This window comes from Haloterrigena turkmenica DSM 5511 (assembly GCF_000025325.1).
Classification (GTDB): domain Archaea; phylum Halobacteriota; class Halobacteria; order Halobacteriales; family Natrialbaceae; genus Haloterrigena; species Haloterrigena turkmenica.
In genome coordinates, this window is record NC_013743.1 from 2365147 (window position 1) to 2383713 (window position 18567).

21 protein-coding genes are annotated in these 18567 nt (G+C 66.2%); 13 read left to right on the forward strand and 8 right to left on the reverse strand.

Translation table 11 applies throughout. The features are described 5' to 3' along the window. Positions 1-48 precede the first annotated feature (48 nt). The 3 genes from HTUR_RS11325 to HTUR_RS11335 are packed head-to-tail and all read right to left on the reverse strand — an operon-like array spanning position 49 to position 2479. Entirely contained in the window at positions 49-816 is a 768-nt protein-coding gene (locus tag HTUR_RS11325) for an amino acid ABC transporter ATP-binding protein (protein ID WP_012943458.1), read from the reverse strand. Further along, positions 813-1529, reverse strand: a complete 717-nt coding sequence (locus tag HTUR_RS11330) for an ABC transporter permease (RefSeq protein ID WP_012943459.1) — start codon at positions 1527-1529, stop codon at positions 813-815. Before HTUR_RS11330 ends, HTUR_RS11325 begins: the two co-directional genes overlap by 4 nt. Beyond that, positions 1529-2479 (reverse strand): substrate-binding domain-containing protein, encoded by a 951-nt coding sequence (locus tag HTUR_RS11335; protein ID WP_012943460.1) that lies wholly within the window; start codon positions 2477-2479, stop codon positions 1529-1531. Before HTUR_RS11335 ends, HTUR_RS11330 begins: the two co-directional genes overlap by 1 nt. 319 nt (positions 2480-2798) lie before the next feature. Between HTUR_RS11335 and lrp the strand changes: the two genes are divergently transcribed. Then, positions 2799-3263 (forward strand): HTH-type transcriptional regulator Lrp, encoded by a 465-nt coding sequence (gene lrp, locus HTUR_RS11340; protein ID WP_012943461.1) that lies wholly within the window; start codon positions 2799-2801, stop codon positions 3261-3263. 70 nt (positions 3264-3333) lie between these two features. Here the strand turns inward: lrp and HTUR_RS11345 are convergent, their stop codons facing one another. The 3 genes from HTUR_RS11345 to HTUR_RS28455 form a co-directional block, all read right to left on the reverse strand. Next, positions 3334-3573, reverse strand: a complete 240-nt coding sequence (locus tag HTUR_RS11345; RefSeq protein ID WP_226377440.1) for a hypothetical protein — start codon at positions 3571-3573, stop codon at positions 3334-3336. A 117-nt stretch (positions 3574-3690) separates the two neighbouring features. Next, the gene (locus HTUR_RS11350; RefSeq protein WP_012943463.1) at positions 3691-4008 is read right to left on the reverse strand and encodes a hypothetical protein; all 318 of its coding nucleotides are present in this window, start codon (positions 4006-4008) and stop codon (positions 3691-3693) included. A gap of 121 nt (positions 4009-4129) precedes the next feature. Continuing rightward, entirely contained in the window at positions 4130-4258 is a 129-nt protein-coding gene (locus HTUR_RS28455) for a hypothetical protein (protein WP_012943464.1), read from the reverse strand. A 106-nt stretch (positions 4259-4364) separates the two neighbouring features. Between HTUR_RS28455 and HTUR_RS11355 the strand changes: the two genes are divergently transcribed. From HTUR_RS11355 to HTUR_RS11385, 7 genes are all read left to right on the forward strand, one after another. Continuing rightward, complete coding sequence (locus HTUR_RS11355; RefSeq protein ID WP_012943465.1) at positions 4365-4856, forward strand: DUF309 domain-containing protein; 492 nt, start codon at positions 4365-4367, stop codon at positions 4854-4856. 140 nt (positions 4857-4996) lie between these two features. After that, positions 4997-5794, forward strand: coding sequence for a succinylglutamate desuccinylase/aspartoacylase domain-containing protein (locus HTUR_RS11360; RefSeq protein ID WP_049941706.1), 798 nt, complete (start codon positions 4997-4999; stop codon positions 5792-5794). A 93-nt stretch (positions 5795-5887) separates the two neighbouring features. Then, positions 5888-6343, forward strand: a complete 456-nt coding sequence (locus HTUR_RS11365; protein WP_012943467.1) for a response regulator — start codon at positions 5888-5890, stop codon at positions 6341-6343. Between the two features lie 108 nt (positions 6344-6451). Next, a complete protein-coding gene (locus HTUR_RS11370; protein ID WP_012943468.1) occupies positions 6452-7783 on the forward strand; it encodes a PQQ-dependent sugar dehydrogenase in 1332 nt (443 codons plus the stop codon). Positions 7784-7853: 70 nt separating this feature from the next. Continuing rightward, positions 7854-8198, forward strand: a complete 345-nt coding sequence (locus HTUR_RS11375) for a glutaredoxin family protein (RefSeq protein ID WP_049941707.1) — start codon at positions 7854-7856, stop codon at positions 8196-8198. A gap of 120 nt (positions 8199-8318) precedes the next feature. After that, a complete protein-coding gene (locus HTUR_RS11380) occupies positions 8319-8900 on the forward strand; it encodes a DUF7110 family protein (RefSeq protein ID WP_008894793.1) in 582 nt (193 codons plus the stop codon). A 164-nt stretch (positions 8901-9064) separates the two neighbouring features. Next, positions 9065-9370 carry a zinc ribbon domain-containing protein gene (locus tag HTUR_RS11385; RefSeq protein WP_012943470.1) on the forward strand — a complete coding sequence of 102 codons (306 nt, stop codon included), beginning with the start codon at positions 9065-9067 and terminating at the stop codon, positions 9368-9370. Between the two features lie 23 nt (positions 9371-9393). On the opposite strand, the gene HTUR_RS11390 is transcribed toward HTUR_RS11385, so the two are convergent. Next, on the reverse strand, positions 9394-10191 hold the full coding sequence (locus HTUR_RS11390) for a hypothetical protein (protein WP_012943471.1): 798 nt from the start codon (positions 10189-10191) through the stop codon (positions 9394-9396). 201 nt (positions 10192-10392) lie between these two features. Here HTUR_RS11390 and HTUR_RS11395 point away from each other — a divergent pair, with 201 nt between their 5' ends. The 3 genes from HTUR_RS11395 (at position 10393) to HTUR_RS11405 (ending at position 14656) form a co-directional block, all read left to right on the forward strand. After that, positions 10393-11898 (forward strand): hypothetical protein, encoded by a 1506-nt coding sequence (locus HTUR_RS11395; protein WP_012943472.1) that lies wholly within the window; start codon positions 10393-10395, stop codon positions 11896-11898. 122 nt (positions 11899-12020) lie between these two features. Beyond that, the gene (gene hmgB, locus HTUR_RS11400; protein ID WP_012943473.1) at positions 12021-13358 is read left to right on the forward strand and encodes a hydroxymethylglutaryl-CoA synthase; all 1338 of its coding nucleotides are present in this window, start codon (positions 12021-12023) and stop codon (positions 13356-13358) included. A 116-nt stretch (positions 13359-13474) separates the two neighbouring features. Beyond that, complete coding sequence (locus tag HTUR_RS11405; RefSeq protein ID WP_012943474.1) at positions 13475-14656, forward strand: AI-2E family transporter; 1182 nt, start codon at positions 13475-13477, stop codon at positions 14654-14656. Between the two features lie 11 nt (positions 14657-14667). Here HTUR_RS11405 and HTUR_RS11410 read toward each other — a convergent pair whose 3' ends face one another. Next, positions 14668-15450, reverse strand: a complete 783-nt coding sequence (locus HTUR_RS11410) for a DUF2270 domain-containing protein (protein WP_012943475.1) — start codon at positions 15448-15450, stop codon at positions 14668-14670. A 216-nt stretch (positions 15451-15666) separates the two neighbouring features. Here HTUR_RS11410 and gcvPA point away from each other — a divergent pair, with 216 nt between their 5' ends. After that, positions 15667-17004, forward strand: a complete 1338-nt coding sequence (gcvPA, locus tag HTUR_RS11415; protein ID WP_012943476.1) for an aminomethyl-transferring glycine dehydrogenase subunit GcvPA — start codon at positions 15667-15669, stop codon at positions 17002-17004. After that, positions 17001-18524 carry an aminomethyl-transferring glycine dehydrogenase subunit GcvPB gene (gene gcvPB / locus HTUR_RS11420; RefSeq protein WP_012943477.1) on the forward strand — a complete coding sequence of 508 codons (1524 nt, stop codon included), beginning with the start codon at positions 17001-17003 and terminating at the stop codon, positions 18522-18524. The genes gcvPA and gcvPB overlap by 4 nt, the downstream gene beginning before the upstream one ends. Positions 18525-18567: the final 43 nt, after the last annotated feature.

The window sequence follows — 18567 nt, forward strand, 5'->3', positions numbered from 1 at the left end:
GCGGCCTCGAGCGGTAGTCGGCGGGTACGTGGCGGCTCTCCATGGTGGTCAATATATCAGTTCGCCGTCGATAAATTGCCGGGTCCGGTCGTCGCGCGGGTCGTCGAACACGCGTTCGGTCCGGTCGGCTTCGATGATTTCGTCGCCGAGCAACACGGCGGTGCGGTCCGCGACGCGCCGGGCCTGGTGCATGTCGTGGGTCGCGACGACGACGCCGATCCCCCGATTTCGGGCCTGATCCACGGCGTTCTCGATGACCGCTGTGTTCCGCGGGTCGAGATCGGACGTGGGTTCGTCCAGCAGGAGGATTTCGGGGTCGTACGCCAGCGCTCGGGCGAAGGCGACGCGCTGGGCTTCGCCGCCCGAGAGCGAGTCGGCGTCCTGATCGACCTTGTCGGCCAGCCCGACGGTCTCGAGGGCCTCGATCGCGTCACCGGTGCCGTTTCGCTCGCCGACGAGTTGCGCGAACCCGTGACGGATCCGGTCGGGCCACGACCGGCGAACGCGGAGGCCGTAGGCGGCGTTTCGGCGGACGCTCGCGTCGAAGAGGCTGGCGTCCTGAAAGACCATGCCGATACGGCGGCGGTACTCGAGTCGCCGGTCGTCGGACTGTCGCCAGACGTCCTCGCCGTCGTAGCTGATCGTCCCCTCGTCGGGCGCGTCGAACAGCGCGAGCAAGCGGAGCAGCGTCGACTTGCCGACGCCGGAGGGGCCGATAATCGCGACGACCTCGCCGGGCGAGACCGACAGCGAGACGTCGTCGAAGACGGGGTCGTCCCCGTAGCCGTGGGAGACGTCGATCGCCTCGAGGGTCATCGGTACCCCCCTTCATCGCTGCCCAGACGGATGACGACGCCGTTGACGACCAGCACGATCGCGAGCAGGACGGCGCCGAGGATCATCGCCGTCTCGAACCGTCCCCGCTGGGCCTCGAGCTGGATCGCCGTCGTCAGCGTCCGCGTCTTCGACGTGCCGTCGGCCCTGGCGATGTTCCCGCCGACGATGAGGACGGAGCCGACCTCGCTGATCGCCCGTCCGAAGCCCGCGAGGACGGCAGTCGCGATCCCGTAGCGGGCCTCCTTGATGGTGACCAGCGCCACGTCGAGGCGGGTCCCGCCCATCGCGTACGCGGCGTCGCGGACGTTTTGCTCGACGCTGCTCACCGCGGCGAGACTGACGCCGGTGATCACCGGGGCGGCGAGGACGAACTGCGACATGATCATCGCCTCGCGCGTGAAGACGAGTTCGAGCGAGCCCAGCGGGCCCTCGTTGGAGACCGTAAACAGGACGGCCAGTCCGACGACGACGCTCGGAAACCCCATGCCGGTGTTGATGATCGACGTCAGTACCCCCTTCCCGCGAAACTCCGCGAATCCGACGGTGAGCGCGATCGGGAGGCTGAACAGCGTGCTCAACGCGACCGCGGCCACGCTGACGTACAGGGAGACGACGATGATGCTCCGGACGTAGTTCCACTCGAAGGGAAACTCGGCGAGCAGCGGAACCGTCGTCGCGCTCTCGAGGGACATTAGTCGTCCGACGAGTCACTCGAGTTCTCGGCGCTATCGGCGCTCCACCCCTCGGAGACGTACTGCTGGAAGTTCGGCTCCTCGGAGAGGGCCTCGGGGTAGAACAACTGCTCGCCGTTGGCGGTGTAGTTCTCGATGAGGTCCTGGCCCTCCGGGCCGGTGATGAAGCCGATGTAGGCCATCGCGAGTTCGTACTCGACGTTGTCGTGGACCGCCGGGTTGACGGCGACGATCCCGTAGGGGTTCGCGAGCAGTTCCGGGCCGCCTTCGATGGGTCCCTGCACGTGGATCTCGAGGTCGACCTCGTCTTCCATGTCCAGATACGTCCCGCGATCGGACAGCGTGTAGGCGCCCTGCTGGTTGGCCATGTTGATGACGTCGCCCATCCCCTGGCCGGCCTCCTGGTACCACTCGCCGAACCCGTCGACGCTGCGTCCCGTCTCGTCCCAGATCTCGAGTTCCTTCGTGTGCGTTCCGGAGTCGTCGCCCCGGGAGACGAACGAGGATTCCGAGTCGGCGATGGCGTTGAACGCCTCGGTGACGTCGTCGCTGCCGCCGATCGATGCGGGGTCGTCGGAGCTGCCGATGACGACGAAGTCGTTGTACATGAGATCGCGCCGGTTGACGCCGTACCCCTCCTCCATGAACTCGTCCTCGAGCGACCGGGCGTGGACCATCACCACGTCCGAGTCGCCGTTTCGCGCGGTCTCGAGGGCCTGCCCCGTCCCCTGGGAGACGGCGTCGACGGAGACCCCGTAGCGGTCCTCGAAGGGCGCGTTGAGTTCGTCGAGCAGTCCGGTGTTGTACGTGCTCGAGGTCGTCGTCAGCGTCAGCGTCTCGCCGCTGATCTCGGCGTCGCTGTCGTCGCCGGTCATCGTCGAACAGCCGGCGAGTCCGGCGGCGCCGCCGGCGGCGAGCGCGGCGACGAACTCGCGTCGTTGTATCGTCATGGATACCACGATGAACGGCGGGGAGAAATAGCTTTGGTTCGCCGAATAACCGCCGTCGGTTACGCCGAGGGAACACAATCGCTCGAGGCGCACGGCCGCGGTAGTCTACCACTTGACGATAACTAGAACCGGTTATTCCGATCGCGCGACGGGGGTCGATGTCGGTCGCGCGGCCGTAAACTCGAATTCGCTTATTTCGCCCGCCTCAAATACCGAAATAGATGTCGAACGGGGATTTCCTACGTGAAGAGACGACGGGGTGCTGTTAGAACTGGATATTCGTAAATACCATATATATGGAGGGATTCATAGTATACAAATGACCTACGAACACCTGGACACTGATCTGGTAAACGAACTGCTCGGCGACGGACGCGCGAGTCTCCGCAGTCTCGCGGAGGAACTCGACGTCTCGGTGACCACCGTCTCGAATCACCTCTCGGACTTAGAGGAGGAAGACGTCATTCAGGGGTATACGCCGATCGTCGACTACGACGCCCTCGGCTACGACGTCACCGCGATCATGCAACTGAAAGCCGAAGGCAGCGCGCTACCGAAGATCACCGAGTCCCTGAAGGACCATCGACAGATGATCTCGGTCTACGAGGTCACGGGCGATTACGACGTCATCGCCATCGGGAAGTTCAAAGACACCGACGACATGAACGATCAGATCAAGCAGCTGATCACTGATCCCGACATCAACCAGTCGAACACCAGCATCGTCCTCAACGCCGTCTCGGAGAACGAACAGTTCGAACTCGACCCCGACGAGGATAACTGACTGACCGGCCGATTCGGCCGCCGAACCGTCGGCTCTCGTTCGCGATCCGTCGAGCGGGACCGGGGCGGCCTCAGACGGCCGACGCTGCGTAGTACTCGGTGTACGTGACGAGGTCGCAGCCCTCGAACGCATCGGCCGTCGCTCCGTCGGCGTCGTCGACCGCCGCGTCGGCCGGGGCGTCGGTCAGGAGCGGTACCTGCGCTTTCGCGTCCGCTTCGAGTTCGTCGTAGTGGCGAATGCGGCAGTCGGACGGAATCTCGTCGACCGGCTTGAGCGAGATATGTTGACTCACGGTTGTGGCATTAGCCATAGACTGTGCGCTCTTCAGATTTACGCCCCGATAAGAGATCATTCTCAGGAAATGGGCCACAAGAAGCAGAGATAGTTGACGAACGTCTACGACGGGGTGCAGTCCGTCGTCCGAGCGTCAGTGGTCGATTCCGGGGCGCTGGAAGGTCGTTTCGTCCGACAGCGGCTCCTCGAGGGCGTCGTCGATCTCCGACGCCGCGAGCACGTCGTTCCGGTCGGATTCGCCGGGCCGTCTGAAGTAGTAGGTGTCGGCACAGCCGGCGACCATCGCCGAGAGCGGTTGCTCCTCATCGTGAACGATCGATACGAGGTCGCCCGTGACCGCGATCAGCGCCGCATCGTCGGGTTTCCGAAGGTGATCTCGAAGCTCGGCGGCGGTACAGTCCTCGGGCAGTTGCAGGTGGACACCGTCGACGGTCGCCCATCGCGTCTCCATATCTCTTCGATGGGTCTTCGCGACCTATACCGTTGGGCCCGCAACTACAGGCCGCACACCGGAGACGGCCCGTTCAGGCCGTCAGCGGCCGTCGATCGACCCGCAAGCGCTGAAACCGATCTCAGGTAGCGTTCTCGTCGAGTTGTTCGGGATCGTACCGGCGACCGCAGTTGACACACTGGTAGTCGCCCTCGATGTGCTCGTAGAGACGCTCCCCACACTCCCGGCACCGCCAGCGGGGATGGTTCATCTGGTCGATGGTGGAGAACCGAACCCGAATAAGTACTCTGGTGGCTCGCTGGCGGTCGTCTCGCAGCCGGCGACGGAATTACCCGTCCGCCGCTCCAACTCGGCGTATGGACGAGCACACCAGCGACCCGACCGTCGCGCCGCCCCCGGGGCTCGAGACGCCGACGGGCTGGCAGCCCGAGGCGGGGCGCTGGGAGCACGCGACGCTTCGTCGGGCGACGGTCCACGGTGTTCGGCTCTTCAACGCCGGCGCCTACCACGAGAGCCACGACTGCTTCGAACTCGAGTGGTACAACTACGGCCGCGGGAGCACCGAGAGCGCGTTCTGCCACGGGATGGTACAGGTCGCAGCCGGCGCGTACAAGCGAGTCGACTTCGACAACGACGACGGACTGCGCTCGCTCTTTCGAACCGCACTCCGGTACCTTCAGGACGTCCCCCGTGACTACTACGGCGTCGACGTCCTCGAGGTTCGGACCGTACTGACGAACGCCCTCGAGGAGCCGAGCCGCGTCGACGACTGGCGGCTCCCCATCGACGGCGAGCGGCCGACCGCCGGGCCGGCCGATTTCGAGTACGCTGAGACACTCGAGGAGTGACAGTTCCGTCCGCTCGCCGACTCGATACCGGTCGTACCGGCGGGCAGCGTCGTGGTAACTAGACCCACGGGTATCGGACGGAATGGTCTCGTTTGTGAGAGACCGAATCGCCTTTGGCCACAGAGCCCAATGGGATGATAATGAGAGTTGCACAGCTCGGATCAGGAACGCCGGAGATCGCAGTCGTCGCGGGCGTTCACGGGGACGAACCCTGTGGCGTTCGCGCCGTCGAACGGTTGCTCGACGAACGTCCGACCGTCGAGCGGCCGATCAAACTCATCGTCGCCAACGAGGAGGCCTTAGAGCGGCGGGTCCGGTTCGTCGACGAGGACTTGAACCGCGCGTTCCCCGGGGACCCGGACGCGAAGACCCACGAGGGACGACTCGCGCATCGGCTCATCGAGGAACTCGACGGCTGTCTGACGTTCTCGATGCACTCGACCCAGAGCCACGGCGAGCCCTTCGCGATCGTCAACGGCGTCAGCGAGACCGCAAAAGAGATCGTCCCCCAGCTTCCGGTGGCGGCGATGGTCGAGACGAGTAACTTCGCGGAGGGACGGCTCTTCTCCGCGATCGACACGGTCGAAGTCGAGTGCGGTCTACAGGGCTCGGAGACGGCCGCTCAGAACGCGGACCGACTGACCCGCGCGTTCCTCACGGCCGTCGACGCGTTACCCGGGGATACGATCCGCAGCGATCTGCCCGTCTACCGGCTCACTGACGTCATCCGCAAGCAGGACGCCGACACCTACGAGGTCTTCGTCGACAACTTCACCGAAGTCGACGCCGGCGATCCGTTCGCCGCCGCCGACGGCGACACGCAGGTCGCCGACGAACCGTTTTATCCAATCCTGATGTCGCCGAACGGCTACCGAGACGTCTTCGGCTACGCCGCCAAAAAGCTCGACGTTTTGACGGCGCCGCCGGCCGCGGACTAGCGGTCGCGATCCGCACACGGCGCCGTCCCGTCGCGGATAGCGATCGAAGGCTCAGGCAGTGCTTTCATGCGTAGTCATCTCGAAACGGGAGTGATGAGCGATGCATCAGGTCGCTCGAGGGGGACGATAGACGTGCTGTTGGTCGAGGATAACCCGGGAGACGTCCGCCTCGTCGAGGAGGCCTTTCGCGACGCCGGCGCGGACAGCGAACTCCACGCCGTTACCGACGGCGAGGAGGCGCTCGACTTCATCTACCGACGCGACGGCCACGCGGACGCACCGCGGCCGGATCTCGTCATTCTCGACTGGAACCTGCCTCGGACGAGCGGCGAACAGGTGTTGATGGAGTTAAAAGAGGATCCGGAGCACAAGCACATTCCCATCACCGTCCTCACCGGCTCCCAGGACGAGAGCGACGTCCTGCACTCGTACCGAAAGCACGCGAACGCCTGTCTCAAAAAGGCCGTCGAGCCCGACGAGTTTCTGGAATCCATTCGGGCCTACGCGGAGTTCTGGTTCTCCACGGCGCGGCTGCCGAACGGCGAGTAACGCCGCCGGCAGTCGGTCGACCGGAGTCCGTTCCTCGACTCGAGGCCGATCAGTCGGCCTCCAATCGTCGACCCGGGGTTTCTCACCGTTCCGTCCCGCAGTACGCGTATGTGCTCTCCGACGCGCCGACGCCTGCTGGCGGCGACCGGAGCCGCGGTTCCCGCGCTCGCGGGCTGTTTCACGGAGTCGGGATCCGACGCGACGGAACTCGCGACGCCCGAGTCCGTCCCCGCCGACGACTGGGTCAAACCCGACTGGCGGCCGGCCGACGCCGTCCCGAGCGAGGACGACGTCGCGGCGACGACGGTCGTCTCCGATCTCGCGATTCCGTGGGATCTCACCGTCGCCGCCGGCGACGCCTTCGTCACCGAACGCGACGGCGGCGTTCGTCGATTCGATGCGGACACGCTGGCCGAAGACGCCGATCTGGGACCCAACGACGGCGAGACACTCCTCGAGAGCGCGTCCCTCCCCGATCGCGCGTCGCCCGGCGAGGGCGGGACCCTCGGCGTCGCGGCCCACCCCGACTATCCCGACACCCCCGACCTGTTCGTCTACTACACGGCCGACGACGGGGGCGTCTCGAACCGGGTCGTCCGCTACGACCTCGAGGCCGACGCCCTCGAGACGATCCTCGAGGGAATTCCGGGGTCGTCGGTCCACAACGGCGGGCGGATCGCGTTCGGCCCCGACGACCACCTCTGGGTGCTGACGGGCGACGCGAGGGAGCCGGCGCTGTCGCAGGATCCCGGGTCCCGCGCGGGTGCCGTCTTGCGGGTGACGCCCGACGGCGAGCCCCACCCCGAGAATCCCGACTGGGGCGACGACGGCGACCGACGCACGTACACGCTCGGCCACCGCAACCCGCAGGGACTCGACTTCACGCCGCAGGGAACGCCGATCCTCGCCGAACACGGGCCGGGCGCGCGGGACGAACTCTCGATCCTCCGGCCGGGCGGCAACTACGGCTGGGATATCGTCCGCGGCGGGCCGGACGACCCCGAGTACGGGAGCTACGACGAGTACGAGGCGGCGACGCCGCCGGTCGTCAACACCGGCCCCAAAACGACGTGGGCGCCCTCCGGACTGGCGTTCTATGACGACGACGCGATCGGCCCGTGGGAGAATACCGTCCTCGTCTGCGGGCTCACCTCGAGCGCGCTGTCCGTCGTCGGGCTCACGCCCCGAAGCGACTCGGACGGCGACGACGAGGCGAGTTCTGACGACACCGACGGCGTCCGGTACGACGCCGACTGGCTCGACGATCGCGTTACGGCGACGGTCCATCGGCTGTTCGCCGACGAGTGGGGTCGCCTTCGACACGTCGAGCCCGGGCCCGACGGCTCGCTGTACCTGCTCACGTCGAACCGGGACGGTCGCGCGGACGGCCCGTTTCCCCGGACGAACGACGACCGGATCGTCAGGCTGGACCCGCGGTAGGAGCGTCGTCTCTGGCTCCGTCGGTACCGCGGACGCAAGGCCTATCCCTTCTCGTTGCCATATGACTGATATGGAATTCCCACCGAACCAGGGTCTCGATCAGGAGGAGGTCGACGAGCAAGTCGAGGACGTCATCGAAAACAACGAAGTCGTCCTCTTCATGAAGGGGACCGAGCTGATGCCCCAGTGTGGCTACTCCCGGAAGGCCCTCGGCCTCATCGACAGCCACCGCGACGAGTTTGAGACCGTCGACGTCCTGGACTCGCTGGGTGAGTTCCGGACTGCCCTCGAGAACCACAGTGGCTGGGAGACGATCCCCCAGACGTTCGTCGACGGCGAGTTCGTCGGCGGCTCGGACGTCCTCGAGGAACTCGAGGAACGCGACGAGCTGGCCGAGACGCTCAACGCCGAATAATCACTCCGAACCGCGCCGATGAATTAATCCGAACGCATCGGCCACGTATCCAATAGCAGGTCATATAAGTCACGCGCTCGTACTAGGAACCCAGCGACTGTCGCCGCAGATCATCCCACCATGTCAACAGAGGAATCCAGACACGTTTATCGGCTGCATTCGACGCTTGAACTACCCCTCGAAGACCTTCGGGAACACATCGAGGAGGCAGAGTACCCGGACGGTATCACCGACGTGGAGATAACGCGGCGCAACAACACGCTCATTCTCAAGGCCGTCGCCGAGGACGAATCGGTCAGCAAGTACACGCCGACCGCCCAGCTCAAGGCCAGCGTCACGGAGAACCGGGTCTACGAGGAGGATCCCGACGAGCGGCGCAACGCCTTCCGCTGGGACGAGGAGGAAGAAGAGGAGATCGAATCCGAACTCGTCGAGTTCGCGGCGTTCAAAGGCGACCGCGAGACCGTCCTCCAGAACTCACTGTTGCAGTACCAGATGTTCCTGGTCCTCTGTGGCATCGCCGAAGCCGCCGAGAAGGGGACGCTGACGGCGATCTCGGAGCGCGACGGCGAACTCGAGGCGACCCGCATCGTCGAGGGCGAGCCCCGACCGGCAAACATCGAGGTCGTCGAAGGACCGCGAGACCACAACTCGGGCGAGGGCGGCGTCAACTGGCGGGACAACAAGTTCATCTCGGACTGATTGGCGCCCGACCTCGCGTACAGTTTCATCGATCCGATAGCGACTGCGTTCTCGATCGCTCGCGTTGATTTTGACCCCGGCGAGCGAACGCGACCGGCCGCTTCGCGGGCTGTCACGACTGGACGAGCGGTAGGTGTTTTGCCGCCGCCGCAGTACCACTCGGTATGGCAGACATCGGCACGCTCGAACTCGTCGGCCGGCTGGCCGTCGCCGCGTTCGTTATGATCGCACCCACGCTGCTCTTTCTCGGACTGGTGCGGGGCCTCGAGAAGCTCCGCGACGACGCGTTCATCGACCGGTGGCTGCAGGAACAGGGCCACGAGATCGAGGACGACGTACTGACCGTGCTCGCGAGCGGAATCGGTATCGAGCCGGAGACCGACTCGAGCCACCGGTGTCCGGTCTGTGGAAACCCGAACGCGTCGTCGGCGCGGTACTGTCACGAGTGCCTCGCCAGACTCCCCTCCTGAGGACCGAGGCGTCGCCGTAACGGTCACGTACTCCCGACAGTCGCCGAGTCGTCACCGTCCGGCGGGCGCTCGACCGGCGCCCGAGCGAGCGGCCGTTCGACGGACGCGGGATCGGTCCGGTGGACGCACGCCTCGAGGTCGCGGTCGAACGTCGAGTCGGCGTCGACGGCGAGGGTGACGGTCTCGCCGTCGACCGTGGTGACGGTGAGCAGCGTCTCGCGACGGCCGTCGATGCCCAGCCCGTCGAGTTCCGTGCGGTGGCCGGCGGCGTAGACGACCAGTCCGAGCCCGGCGAGCGTCACGAGCCCGTAGAGCGGCGGCGAGACGGTGGTCGTGAAGAGGGCGACGCCGAGGGGGACGAGCAGCGCGAGGACCCCCGCCCCCACGGCGATTTGATCGGCCGCGCGACCGATGCCCGGTCGCGTTCGCAGTGACTGCACGGCCGCCGCGAGAGCGACGGTCGCGGCGGCGAGCGCGGCCGTGGCGACCCCCTGAACCGCACTGACACCGGTCGTAGCGACGGTCCCGACGACGAGAACGGCGAGGGCGGCGAGTCCGCCCAGAAGACGCAGGGATCGGTTCGGACCGGCCGCGGATCGGTACTCGACGCGCGTTTGCTCCCGGCGCCGAATCGAGCAGACCCAGTCGTATCTGACGTCGACGAACTCGCCGGCGTCCGAGACACAGAGGAGTCGGCGGTCGGTCGCGCCGATCGTCGCTCGCCCGCGAACGGCGTCCCCGAGGAGCCGTCCCGACGCGAGTGCCCGCACCGATTCGTCTTCGACCAGATGGCTCCGGAACCGCTCTTCGACACGTCGCATGCGCGGTGACGTACCCCGACGCGCCACATAGTAAGCCACAGCTTTCAGTCGGACGGCCGCCGGCGAATCGTCGCCGCGGGCGGCCTCCCACCCCCCGAAACCGACGGCGGACTTCGACCGAAACCCTCGGGCCGAGCCCCGCGAACGAGCCCGCTACCCGACGGCCAGTACACGTTTACACTATCAGCGGCATTCACGGCTATGGCATTTCGGCGAGACGAGCGCGCGGTAACCGTCCAGATCGGAGCGGTGTTGTTGCTCGCGATCGTCTTCGCCGCGCTGGCGCTCTATCAGCTCAACGCGGTCCCCGCGGAGAACGAACGGGTGGAGTTCACGCATAACCAGGCGGTCCACGACGAGTTACAGGAGCTCCGAAACGCGATCAGGAACGTCGGTACCGACGGCGGAACGCGGTCGACGGCCGTCACGCTCGGCACCCGGTACCCGTCCCGAACGGTCGCGGTGAACCCACCCGCGCCGATGGGCCGACTCGAGACGACGGGGACGGCGACTGTCAGCATCGAGGCCCAATTCGCCGGGAACGAATCGGCATACGAGGGGAATCCGCACAACCTGACCGGGAACCACTCCACGACGACGCTCGCCTACACCCCCGCGTACGGGGAGTACGACTCGGCGCCGACGACGCGGATCGAACACGGCTTCGCGTTCAACGAGTTCGGCGACGCGCGGGTCTCGCTGACCGACCAGCCGCTGCTCTCCGACGGGACGATCAGGCTGGTCGTGCTCGAGGGCGAGTTCTCGCGGTCGGGTAACGGCGCGGTGACGATCGATCCGACCGCGCTCAGCGGGCCGTCCGATCCGGTCCCGATCGAGGACGAGGGCGACGAGAACGTCACGATCACGGTACCGACCGCCGCGCCGACGGCGTGGAACGACACGCTCGGCACGACGTTCGGCGACGGCGAGTCGGACGCGCGAGTGACCGCCTACGACGCGACGGACGAGGAGCGCGGCTCGCTCACGATCGAACTGGCCGCCGGCGAGTACGAGCTGCAGGTCGCTCGAGTCGGGATCGACGACGGCGGCGAGCGGAGTTCCGAGTACGATGTGAGAGAGCGTGACAGCGGCGAACGCGGTGGTAGTGGCGGCGCGTACGACGTCTCCTGGGCAGACCACGAGAACGCGCGGCCGTGCGACGGCGGTGAGCGCTGTGACTACCGCGTGTACTCGGAGGAGACTGCGACGTTCGTCGCGGAGGCGTCAGTCGAATCCGCGACGTTCGATTTCGCGTACCGGACCGACGATCCGACCGTTTCCGCGTTCGACGAGAGCGATCGAGCGGTCGATTTCGAAGCCGAGGGATCGGGATACGTCGATCTCTTCGTCTCGAGCGGCGGAAGCAGCGAGACGCTCGTCGTGTTCGTCGAGCACGACGAGATACCGCCCTCGATCGAGCGGTTCGACGCGGTCAGCGAGAATCACAACCGGCACGCACGAATCTCCGTCGATTGGGAGGCGTCCGCCGGTGACGCGGGGATTACGCGTGGCGAACTCGAGTTGATCGACGACACCGGGACCGTGGTCGATACGTGGGAGCGCTCGTACGCGGAGGAGGAGCGCGTCGCCGAAGACGGAATCGAACTCGAGGAGAAAGGCGGGTCCGGAACCGAGTACGAGATTCGACTCACCGTCGACGACAGCAACGGCAACAGCCGTAACGAGACGATTACGCGGACCGGATGATCGGTTCGAAACCGGTGACAGCTCACGCCAACGACTGAATCTGCCGTCCACATAATACGGTCTCGACGACTGTCGAACTTTCCATCGACACTACCATATGGCTTCTCACCCAATACGGGGGTATGACTGCAGTCGGTATCGACGCCATCGAAATCTGGACCGGGAATCTCAAACTCGACTTACCCGGCACGTTCGCCCCCGAGAAGGGCGAAGACCCCGAGAAGTACACGAAAGGGCTCGGGCTGAACGCCAGTTCCTTCCCCGACAGCTACGAGGACATCGTCACGATGGGCGCCAACGCCGCCCACCGACTGATGGAGCGCAAAGGGCTCGAGCCCGACGACATCGGTCGGATCGACGTCGCGACCGAGAGCGCCTTCGACAACTCCAAGCCCGTTTCGACGTACGTCGCCGGCTGTCTCGAGCAGGTCTTCGAGGGCGACTTCCATCACGCCAACAAGGGCGAGCGGAAGTTCGCCTGCATCGCGGGCACCCAGAGTCTGGACGACGCGTACAACTGGATCCGCGCGGGTCGAAACCGCGGTCGCTCGGCGCTGGTCATCGCGACCGACACGGCGCTGTACGCCCGCGGCGACGCCGGCGAGGCGACTCAGGGCGCCGGCGCCGTTGCCATGCTGATCAGCGAGGACCCCAATCTGGTCGAACTCTCCGCCGAACAGGGGTACGGCTCGGCCGACGAGACCGACTTCCTCAAACCCAACCAGCAGTTCCCCTCCGTCGACGGTAAACGCTCCGTGCAGGTGTATCTCGCCCGGATGCGCGAGGCCCTGAAGGACTACGAGAGCGTCGCCGGCGACGTCCACGAAGCGGACTTCGCGTACGCGCCCTTCCACACGCCGTTCCCGGGGATGGTCCGAAAGGCGGCCCTGCTGGCCTACCGCCACGTCATCCGCGATACGACGCTCGAGGACGACCTGGCCGATGAGATCGGTCGCCAGCCGCGTCCCGAGGCGTTCGATACCGACGACGACTACCGCGACGCGCTGCGGGAGTACATGGACCTGCTCAAGGAGACCGAGGCCTACCAGGAGTGGTACGCGGAGACGATCGATCCGACGCTGTCGATCTCCCGCGAGGTCGGCAACTGGTACACCGGCTCCGTCCACGTCGCCCGCGCCAGCGCGCTCAAACACGCCCTCGAGAACGGTCGCGATATGACCGGCGAGTCGCTGCTCGTCGCCTCCTACGGCAGCGGCGCCCAGGCCGAAATCCACTCCGAGGTCGTTCAGGAGGGCTGGGAAGATGAGATCGAGGCGCTGAACGTCGACGAACAACTCGAGGATCGGTACGACATGAGCTGGGACGACTACGAGGAGGTCCACGACGTCCACAACCACGACATGGACGTCGACGTCGAGGAGTTCACGGCCCCCGAGTCGGAGTTCGTCTTCGACGGCTGGGGCCGCATGGGCGAGCGAAAGTACCGCTACGTCGAGTAGGCAGTTCGGAGCGGTTTTTTAGCGTAGATTTTTGCGAGCGAACGTTCGCGCGACTCGTTTCTTCCACCGAGACGCAGGTCAGTGGACTAATCTGTCGGGACGTTGCAGTCGGGGATATGCCAGAGCGCCCAGAGCCGCCGGCGTGGGTCGTCGAGCAACCCGCCCTCACCGCGCTCGCGCTGATCGCCATCGTTCTCGGACTCCTCATCGTCCTGCCGTACCTGCAGTACGTCCTCTTCGGGGTCGTTCTCGCGTACATCCTCCTGCCGCTCCAGAAACGCCTCGAGGAGCGCGTCCGACCGATGATCGCCGCATTCGTCAGCGTCATCGTCGCGCTGCTAGTCATCGTCATCCCGCTCCTCTACATCCTCAGCGTCGCGTTCCAGCAGTCGACGCTGCTGGTGGAGGCCATTCGTGAGGGCGAGATCGACCTCCAAATGATCGAAGGTGCGCTGGCCGACCGGGGGTATCCGGTGGATCTAACCGGCCTGTACGAATCCTATCAGGACGCGATTTCGACCGGTCTCCGCGGCCTCGCGAACAATGCGCTCGATATCGTCGGCGGGCTACCGGGGATTCTGATCGGGTTGACGATTACGCTGTTCGTCTGCTTCGCGCTGTTGCGGGACGGGGATCGCCTGATCGACTGGCTCTATCGCGTCGTCCCGATCGACGACGAGATCCAGCGGGAGCTATTTACCGAACTCGATCACCTCATGCAGGCGTCGGTCATCAGCAACGTCCTCGTTGCGGCCATTCAGGCGGTGATGCTCGGGGTCGGACTCGCAGTGCTGGGTATCCCCGCCGTCGTGTTGCTCACCGTCCTCACGTTCGTGCTGACGCTCCTCCCGCTGGTCGGCGCGTTCGGCGTCTGGCTTCCGGTCTCGATCTATCTGGTCGCCATCGGTCGTCCCGTCGCCGCCGCAGCGCTCGCGGTCTACGGCCTCTTCGTCACCGTCTCGGACACCTATCTCCGACCCGCCCTCATCGGACGAACCAGCGCTATCAACTCCGCGATCATCGTCGTCGGTATCTTCGGCGGCCTCATCACCTTCGGCGCCGTGGGGCTGTTCGTCGGCCCCGTCGTCCTCGGCGGTGCGAAGGTCGTGCTCGACATCTTCGCTCGAGAGCGCACCGACGGGACGGGGACCGGAGCCGGGATCACGACCGACGCGCCGCTCGAGCGGTCGCGATCCGGGGCCACCGACACGGAGGCAGCCGACCAAACGGCGTCGAACGCCGACGCGGAGCGTGACGATGGCGTCGATTCCGATGCCGACGACGGTTCCGGCGCCTGATCGGCGGCCCCTCAGTCGTTCTTCCAGTCGCCCGGCTCGACGCCGTGGATCTCACCTTTCGCCTTCCGTCCCCCCGGAAACAGGCCGATCGCGATTACGCACGCGAAGAAGACGGCGAGCAGTACCGCCACGGCCGTACCGGGGACCCCTGGCAGTTCGGCGGCTTCCGTCCACTGCTGTTCCGGAGTGAACAGCGTGATCTTGAAGACCCACCCGATCCCGGCGACAGCGAACAGGAGCCCGTATACGCGTCGGATGCGACGAGACAGGGTCTCTCGAACCGAGACCTTGAACGTCGGGTTTCGGAGGTCGTCGCTCAGCTCCTCGCGCCAGGCAGGGTGTTCGACCCCGATCGGTTCCAGCGCGTTCGCGAACACGTTCTCCTGGACGAAGCGGACGCGGGCGCGCCAATGGTCGTAAAAGCGGTAGCGACGCACCTCGAAGAACAGGAAGATCGACAGGACGAAGATCCCGATCAGGAGCAGGAAGGCGGGCATGCTCCGACTCGAGAAGACGAGCGACAGCAGGGCGGCGAGCAGCGTGATCGCCCAGTCGGTCGTCCGGTCGATCCGATCCTGCGCGCTGTTGGCCTGGCTGACCTCGCCGCGGTAGAAGTGCGGCAGGACGTCGAGCAGGAACTCGGATTCGCTTGCGACCGCCGCGCCGATCTCCTGATCTTCGCGACCGAGCGGACCGTCTCGGCCGGTGCGTTCGTTCCTTTCGTCTGCGTCATCGAGGGGGTGTTTTCGATCGTCGCGTTCGGTCGCCTCGGCGTCGTCGCGTTCGTCGACCATGCGACCCCCCGACACCGCCGGTCAGCTTAGTGGTCCGTGTAGCGACTGCAGGGGTCGTTACGGTCACGTCCATCGGCGGCTACCCGATAGCCACGCCGAAACGAGTGCGTTCATTACCCCCTACCCGCTAGAGGCGAGTATCGTGCCTCGGATCGAACGCCGCTGTCGACGCGGGGGGAGACGGATCGACTCGATCGATCGAGATCACGCTTAGCCATGCACGGATCACACACCACGGGGAGCCCGTACGCTCCCCACACGGAGGAGGACCGCTCGGCGATGCTCGAGGCTGTCGGCGCCGAATCGGTCGACGACCTCTTCGACATTCCCGACGCCGTCGAGTTCGACGGGGAGTTCGGAATCGACGCGCGATCGGAACGAGAGACGAGGCGACTCGTCCGAACGATACTGGGACGCAACGACGACCTGACGGAGCTGCTCGGGCGGGGCCACTACGGCTACTACGTCCCGTCGCTGGTCGACCACCTCGCGGACCGCTCGGAGTTTCTCACGTCCTACACCCAGTACCAGCCCGAGATCTCGCAGGGGTTCTTACAGGCCCTGTTCGAGTACCAGTCGCTGCTGGTCGAGCTGACGGGGCTGGAGGTCGCCAACTGCTCGATGTACGACGCCGCGACGGCGCTGGGCGAGGCCGCCACGCTGGCCGAGCGCGTCCGCGACACCAGCGGCCACCGCGTGCTCGTCCCGGATCTCTTACTCGAGGGACGGCGCTCGACGCTCGAGAACTACGTCGCCGGCACGGACCTCAAGGTCGAAGAGTACCCCACCGACGACGCCAACGTGGACCTCGCGGGGCTCGAGGAGCTGATCGACGAGGAGTGCGTCATGGTCTACGCCGAGAATCCGACCGTTCGGGGGGCGATCGAGGAGGGCCTCGAGTCGGTCGGCGAGTTGGCGACCGAACACGACGCCCTGTTCGTCCTCGGCTCGGACCCGGTCGCGCTCTCGCTGTTGCAGCGGCCGGCGGACGTCGGCGCAGACGTCGTTGTCGGCGACGCGAGCGTGCTCGGACTGCCGACGAGCTACGGAATGGGACTGGGGCTGTTCGCCACGACGGAAGACTATCTCCGACAGGTTCCCGGGCGACTGGTCGGCGCCAGCGAAGACGCGACCGACCGGCGGGCCTACACGCTCACCTTGCAGACTCGCGAACAGCACATCCGTCGCGAACGGGCGACGAGCAATATCTGTACCAACCAGGCATGGGTCGCGCTGCGAACCGCGATGCACGCCGCGTACCTGGGGCCGAACGGGATGGTCGACCTCGCCGAGCGCGGGGTCACCCGCGCCGAGAACCTCGCCGAGCGCCTCGACGACCTCGTCGGCATCAAAGCGCCGGTCCACGACCGCCACCACCTGCGGGAGTTCGTCGCCCGCGTCGACCAGCCTGCGCCGGCGATCGCGGACGACCTCGAGAAGCACGGCTTCGCGGTCCACGTCGTCGGCGACCACGAACTGCAGGTCTGCGTCGCCGGCGTCCCCGACGAGCGGATCGATCCGTTCGTCGCGGCGTTCCGGGAGGTGATTCGATGAGCGACCGAGACGAGAGCGGCGACGATCCGCGATCCGAACAGGTTCGCTACGATCAGGCCCGATACGTCGAGAACGGCCAGTACGAGCCCCTGCTCTCGGAGAAGGACCAGACTCGCGTCGAGATCGGCGGAGGCGACGGGGACGCCGGTGACGGATCCGGGGACGGCGGCTCTCCCCTGCCCGACGACCTGACCCGGGACTCTCTCGAGTTACCCGAACTCTCCGAGCCCGAACTGGCTCGCCACTACACGCGGCTCTCCCAGATGATCTACGGGATCGACAGCGGTCCCTACCCGCTGGGCTCGTGTACGATGAAGTACAACCCCAAGTTCACCGAGGACGTGGCCGCGCTCCCGAAGGCGGCCGTCCACCCCGACCGGTCTGAGCGATCGACCCAGGGATCCCTCGAGCTCATGTACCGGCTGCAGGACTACCTGGGCCGGATCGGCGGGATGGACGCGGTGACGCTCCAGCCCCCCGCGGGCGCGGCCGGCGAGTTCGTCGGTATCCGCGTCGCCGCGGCCTACCACGAGCACAACGGCGAGGGCCACCGCAACGAGGTCATTATTCCGGAGAGCGCCCACGGAACCAACTTCGCGAGCGCGGCGCTTGGCGGCTACGACGTCGTCTCGCTGCCCAGCGACGACGGCGGCCGGGTCGACCTCGAGGCGCTCGAGGCGGCCCTCAGCGAGAACACCGCGGCCCTGATGCTGACCAACCCGAACACGCTCGGCCTCTTCGAACGCGACATCGAGGAGATCGCCGAGATGGTCCACGACGTGGGCGGCCTGCTTTACTACGATGGGGCGAATCTCAACGCCCTGCTCGGTCGAGCCCGGCCGGGCGACATGGGCTTCGACGTGATGCACTACAACGTCCACAAGACGTTCGCGACGCCCCACGGCGGCGGCGGCCCGGGCGCGGGCCCGGTCGGCGTCGTCGACGAACTGGCGCCGTTCCTGCCGGCGCCTCGCGTGCGAGAGAACGGCGAGAGCAAGAGCGAACCGGGCTACGAGCTGTTCGACCCCGAACACACCATCGGTAAGGTCCACGGCTACCAGGGCAACTGGCTCGTCCTCGTCAAGGCCTTCGCCTACATCGCGCGACTGGGCGACGAGGGGCTCACCGACGCCAGCGCGACGGCAGTCCTGAACGCGAACTACCTCGCGAGCCGGATCGAGTACGAGGTTCCGTACGAGCCGTTCCACCACGAGTTCGTCGCCAGCGCGGGCGAGCAGGACGCCGCCGACGTCGCGAAGCGGATGCTCGACTACGGCGTTCACCCGCCGACGACCAAGTGGCCCGAGATCGTCCCCGAGGCGCTGATGACCGAGCCGACGGAAGTCGAGGGCAAGGAGACGCTCGACCGGCTCGCCGCGGCCTTCAACGCGGTTGCGGGAGAGGACGACGAGACGCTCGCGGACGCGCCGGAACGGACCACCGCACGCCGGATCGACCAGACTAACGCGGCGCGGTCCCCGCAGCTCTCGTGGCAGGCCCTCGGGTCCGACGAGGAGTGACCGCCACGGTCGGTTTCGTGGACTGTTGAGTTCGAGGTCGGTC

Bases quoted from the DNA above. Each gene is read 5' to 3' on its own strand.
- HTUR_RS11350 (WP_012943463.1), bottom strand. From the start codon at position 4,008: ATGGAGACGCGATGGGCGACCGTCGACGGTGTCCACCTGCAACTGCCC.
- HTUR_RS11390 (WP_012943471.1), bottom strand. From the start codon at position 10,191: ATGCGACGTGTCGAAGAGCGGTTCCGGAGCCATCTGGTCGAAGACGAA.
- lrp (WP_012943461.1), top strand. From the start codon at position 2,799: ATGACCTACGAACACCTGGACACTGATCTGGTAAACGAACTGCTCGGC.
- gcvPA (WP_012943476.1), top strand. From the start codon at position 15,667: ATGCACGGATCACACACCACGGGGAGCCCGTACGCTCCCCACACGGAG.
- HTUR_RS11380 (WP_008894793.1), top strand. From the start codon at position 8,319: ATGTCAACAGAGGAATCCAGACACGTTTATCGGCTGCATTCGACGCTT.
- gcvPB (WP_012943477.1), top strand. From the start codon at position 17,001: ATGAGCGACCGAGACGAGAGCGGCGACGATCCGCGATCCGAACAGGTT.
- HTUR_RS11360 (WP_049941706.1), top strand. From the start codon at position 4,997: ATGAGAGTTGCACAGCTCGGATCAGGAACGCCGGAGATCGCAGTCGTC.
- HTUR_RS11345 (WP_226377440.1), bottom strand. From the start codon at position 3,573: ATGGCTAATGCCACAACCGTGAGTCAACATATCTCGCTCAAGCCGGTC.
- HTUR_RS11365 (WP_012943467.1), top strand. From the start codon at position 5,888: ATGAGCGATGCATCAGGTCGCTCGAGGGGGACGATAGACGTGCTGTTG.
- HTUR_RS11385 (WP_012943470.1), top strand. From the start codon at position 9,065: ATGGCAGACATCGGCACGCTCGAACTCGTCGGCCGGCTGGCCGTCGCC.
- HTUR_RS11410 (WP_012943475.1), bottom strand. From the start codon at position 15,450: ATGGTCGACGAACGCGACGACGCCGAGGCGACCGAACGCGACGATCGA.
- HTUR_RS11395 (WP_012943472.1), top strand. From the start codon at position 10,393: ATGGCATTTCGGCGAGACGAGCGCGCGGTAACCGTCCAGATCGGAGCG.
- HTUR_RS11355 (WP_012943465.1), top strand. From the start codon at position 4,365: ATGGACGAGCACACCAGCGACCCGACCGTCGCGCCGCCCCCGGGGCTC.
- hmgB (WP_012943473.1), top strand. From the start codon at position 12,021: ATGACTGCAGTCGGTATCGACGCCATCGAAATCTGGACCGGGAATCTC.
- HTUR_RS11405 (WP_012943474.1), top strand. From the start codon at position 13,475: ATGCCAGAGCGCCCAGAGCCGCCGGCGTGGGTCGTCGAGCAACCCGCC.
- HTUR_RS11335 (WP_012943460.1), bottom strand. From the start codon at position 2,479: ATGACGATACAACGACGCGAGTTCGTCGCCGCGCTCGCCGCCGGCGGC.
- HTUR_RS11370 (WP_012943468.1), top strand. From the start codon at position 6,452: ATGTGCTCTCCGACGCGCCGACGCCTGCTGGCGGCGACCGGAGCCGCG.
- HTUR_RS28455 (WP_012943464.1), bottom strand. From the start codon at position 4,258: ATGAACCATCCCCGCTGGCGGTGCCGGGAGTGTGGGGAGCGTCTCTAC.
- HTUR_RS11375 (WP_049941707.1), top strand. From the start codon at position 7,854: ATGGAATTCCCACCGAACCAGGGTCTCGATCAGGAGGAGGTCGACGAG.
- HTUR_RS11325 (WP_012943458.1), bottom strand. From the start codon at position 816: ATGACCCTCGAGGCGATCGACGTCTCCCACGGCTACGGGGACGACCCC.
- HTUR_RS11330 (WP_012943459.1), bottom strand. From the start codon at position 1,529: ATGTCCCTCGAGAGCGCGACGACGGTTCCGCTGCTCGCCGAGTTTCCC.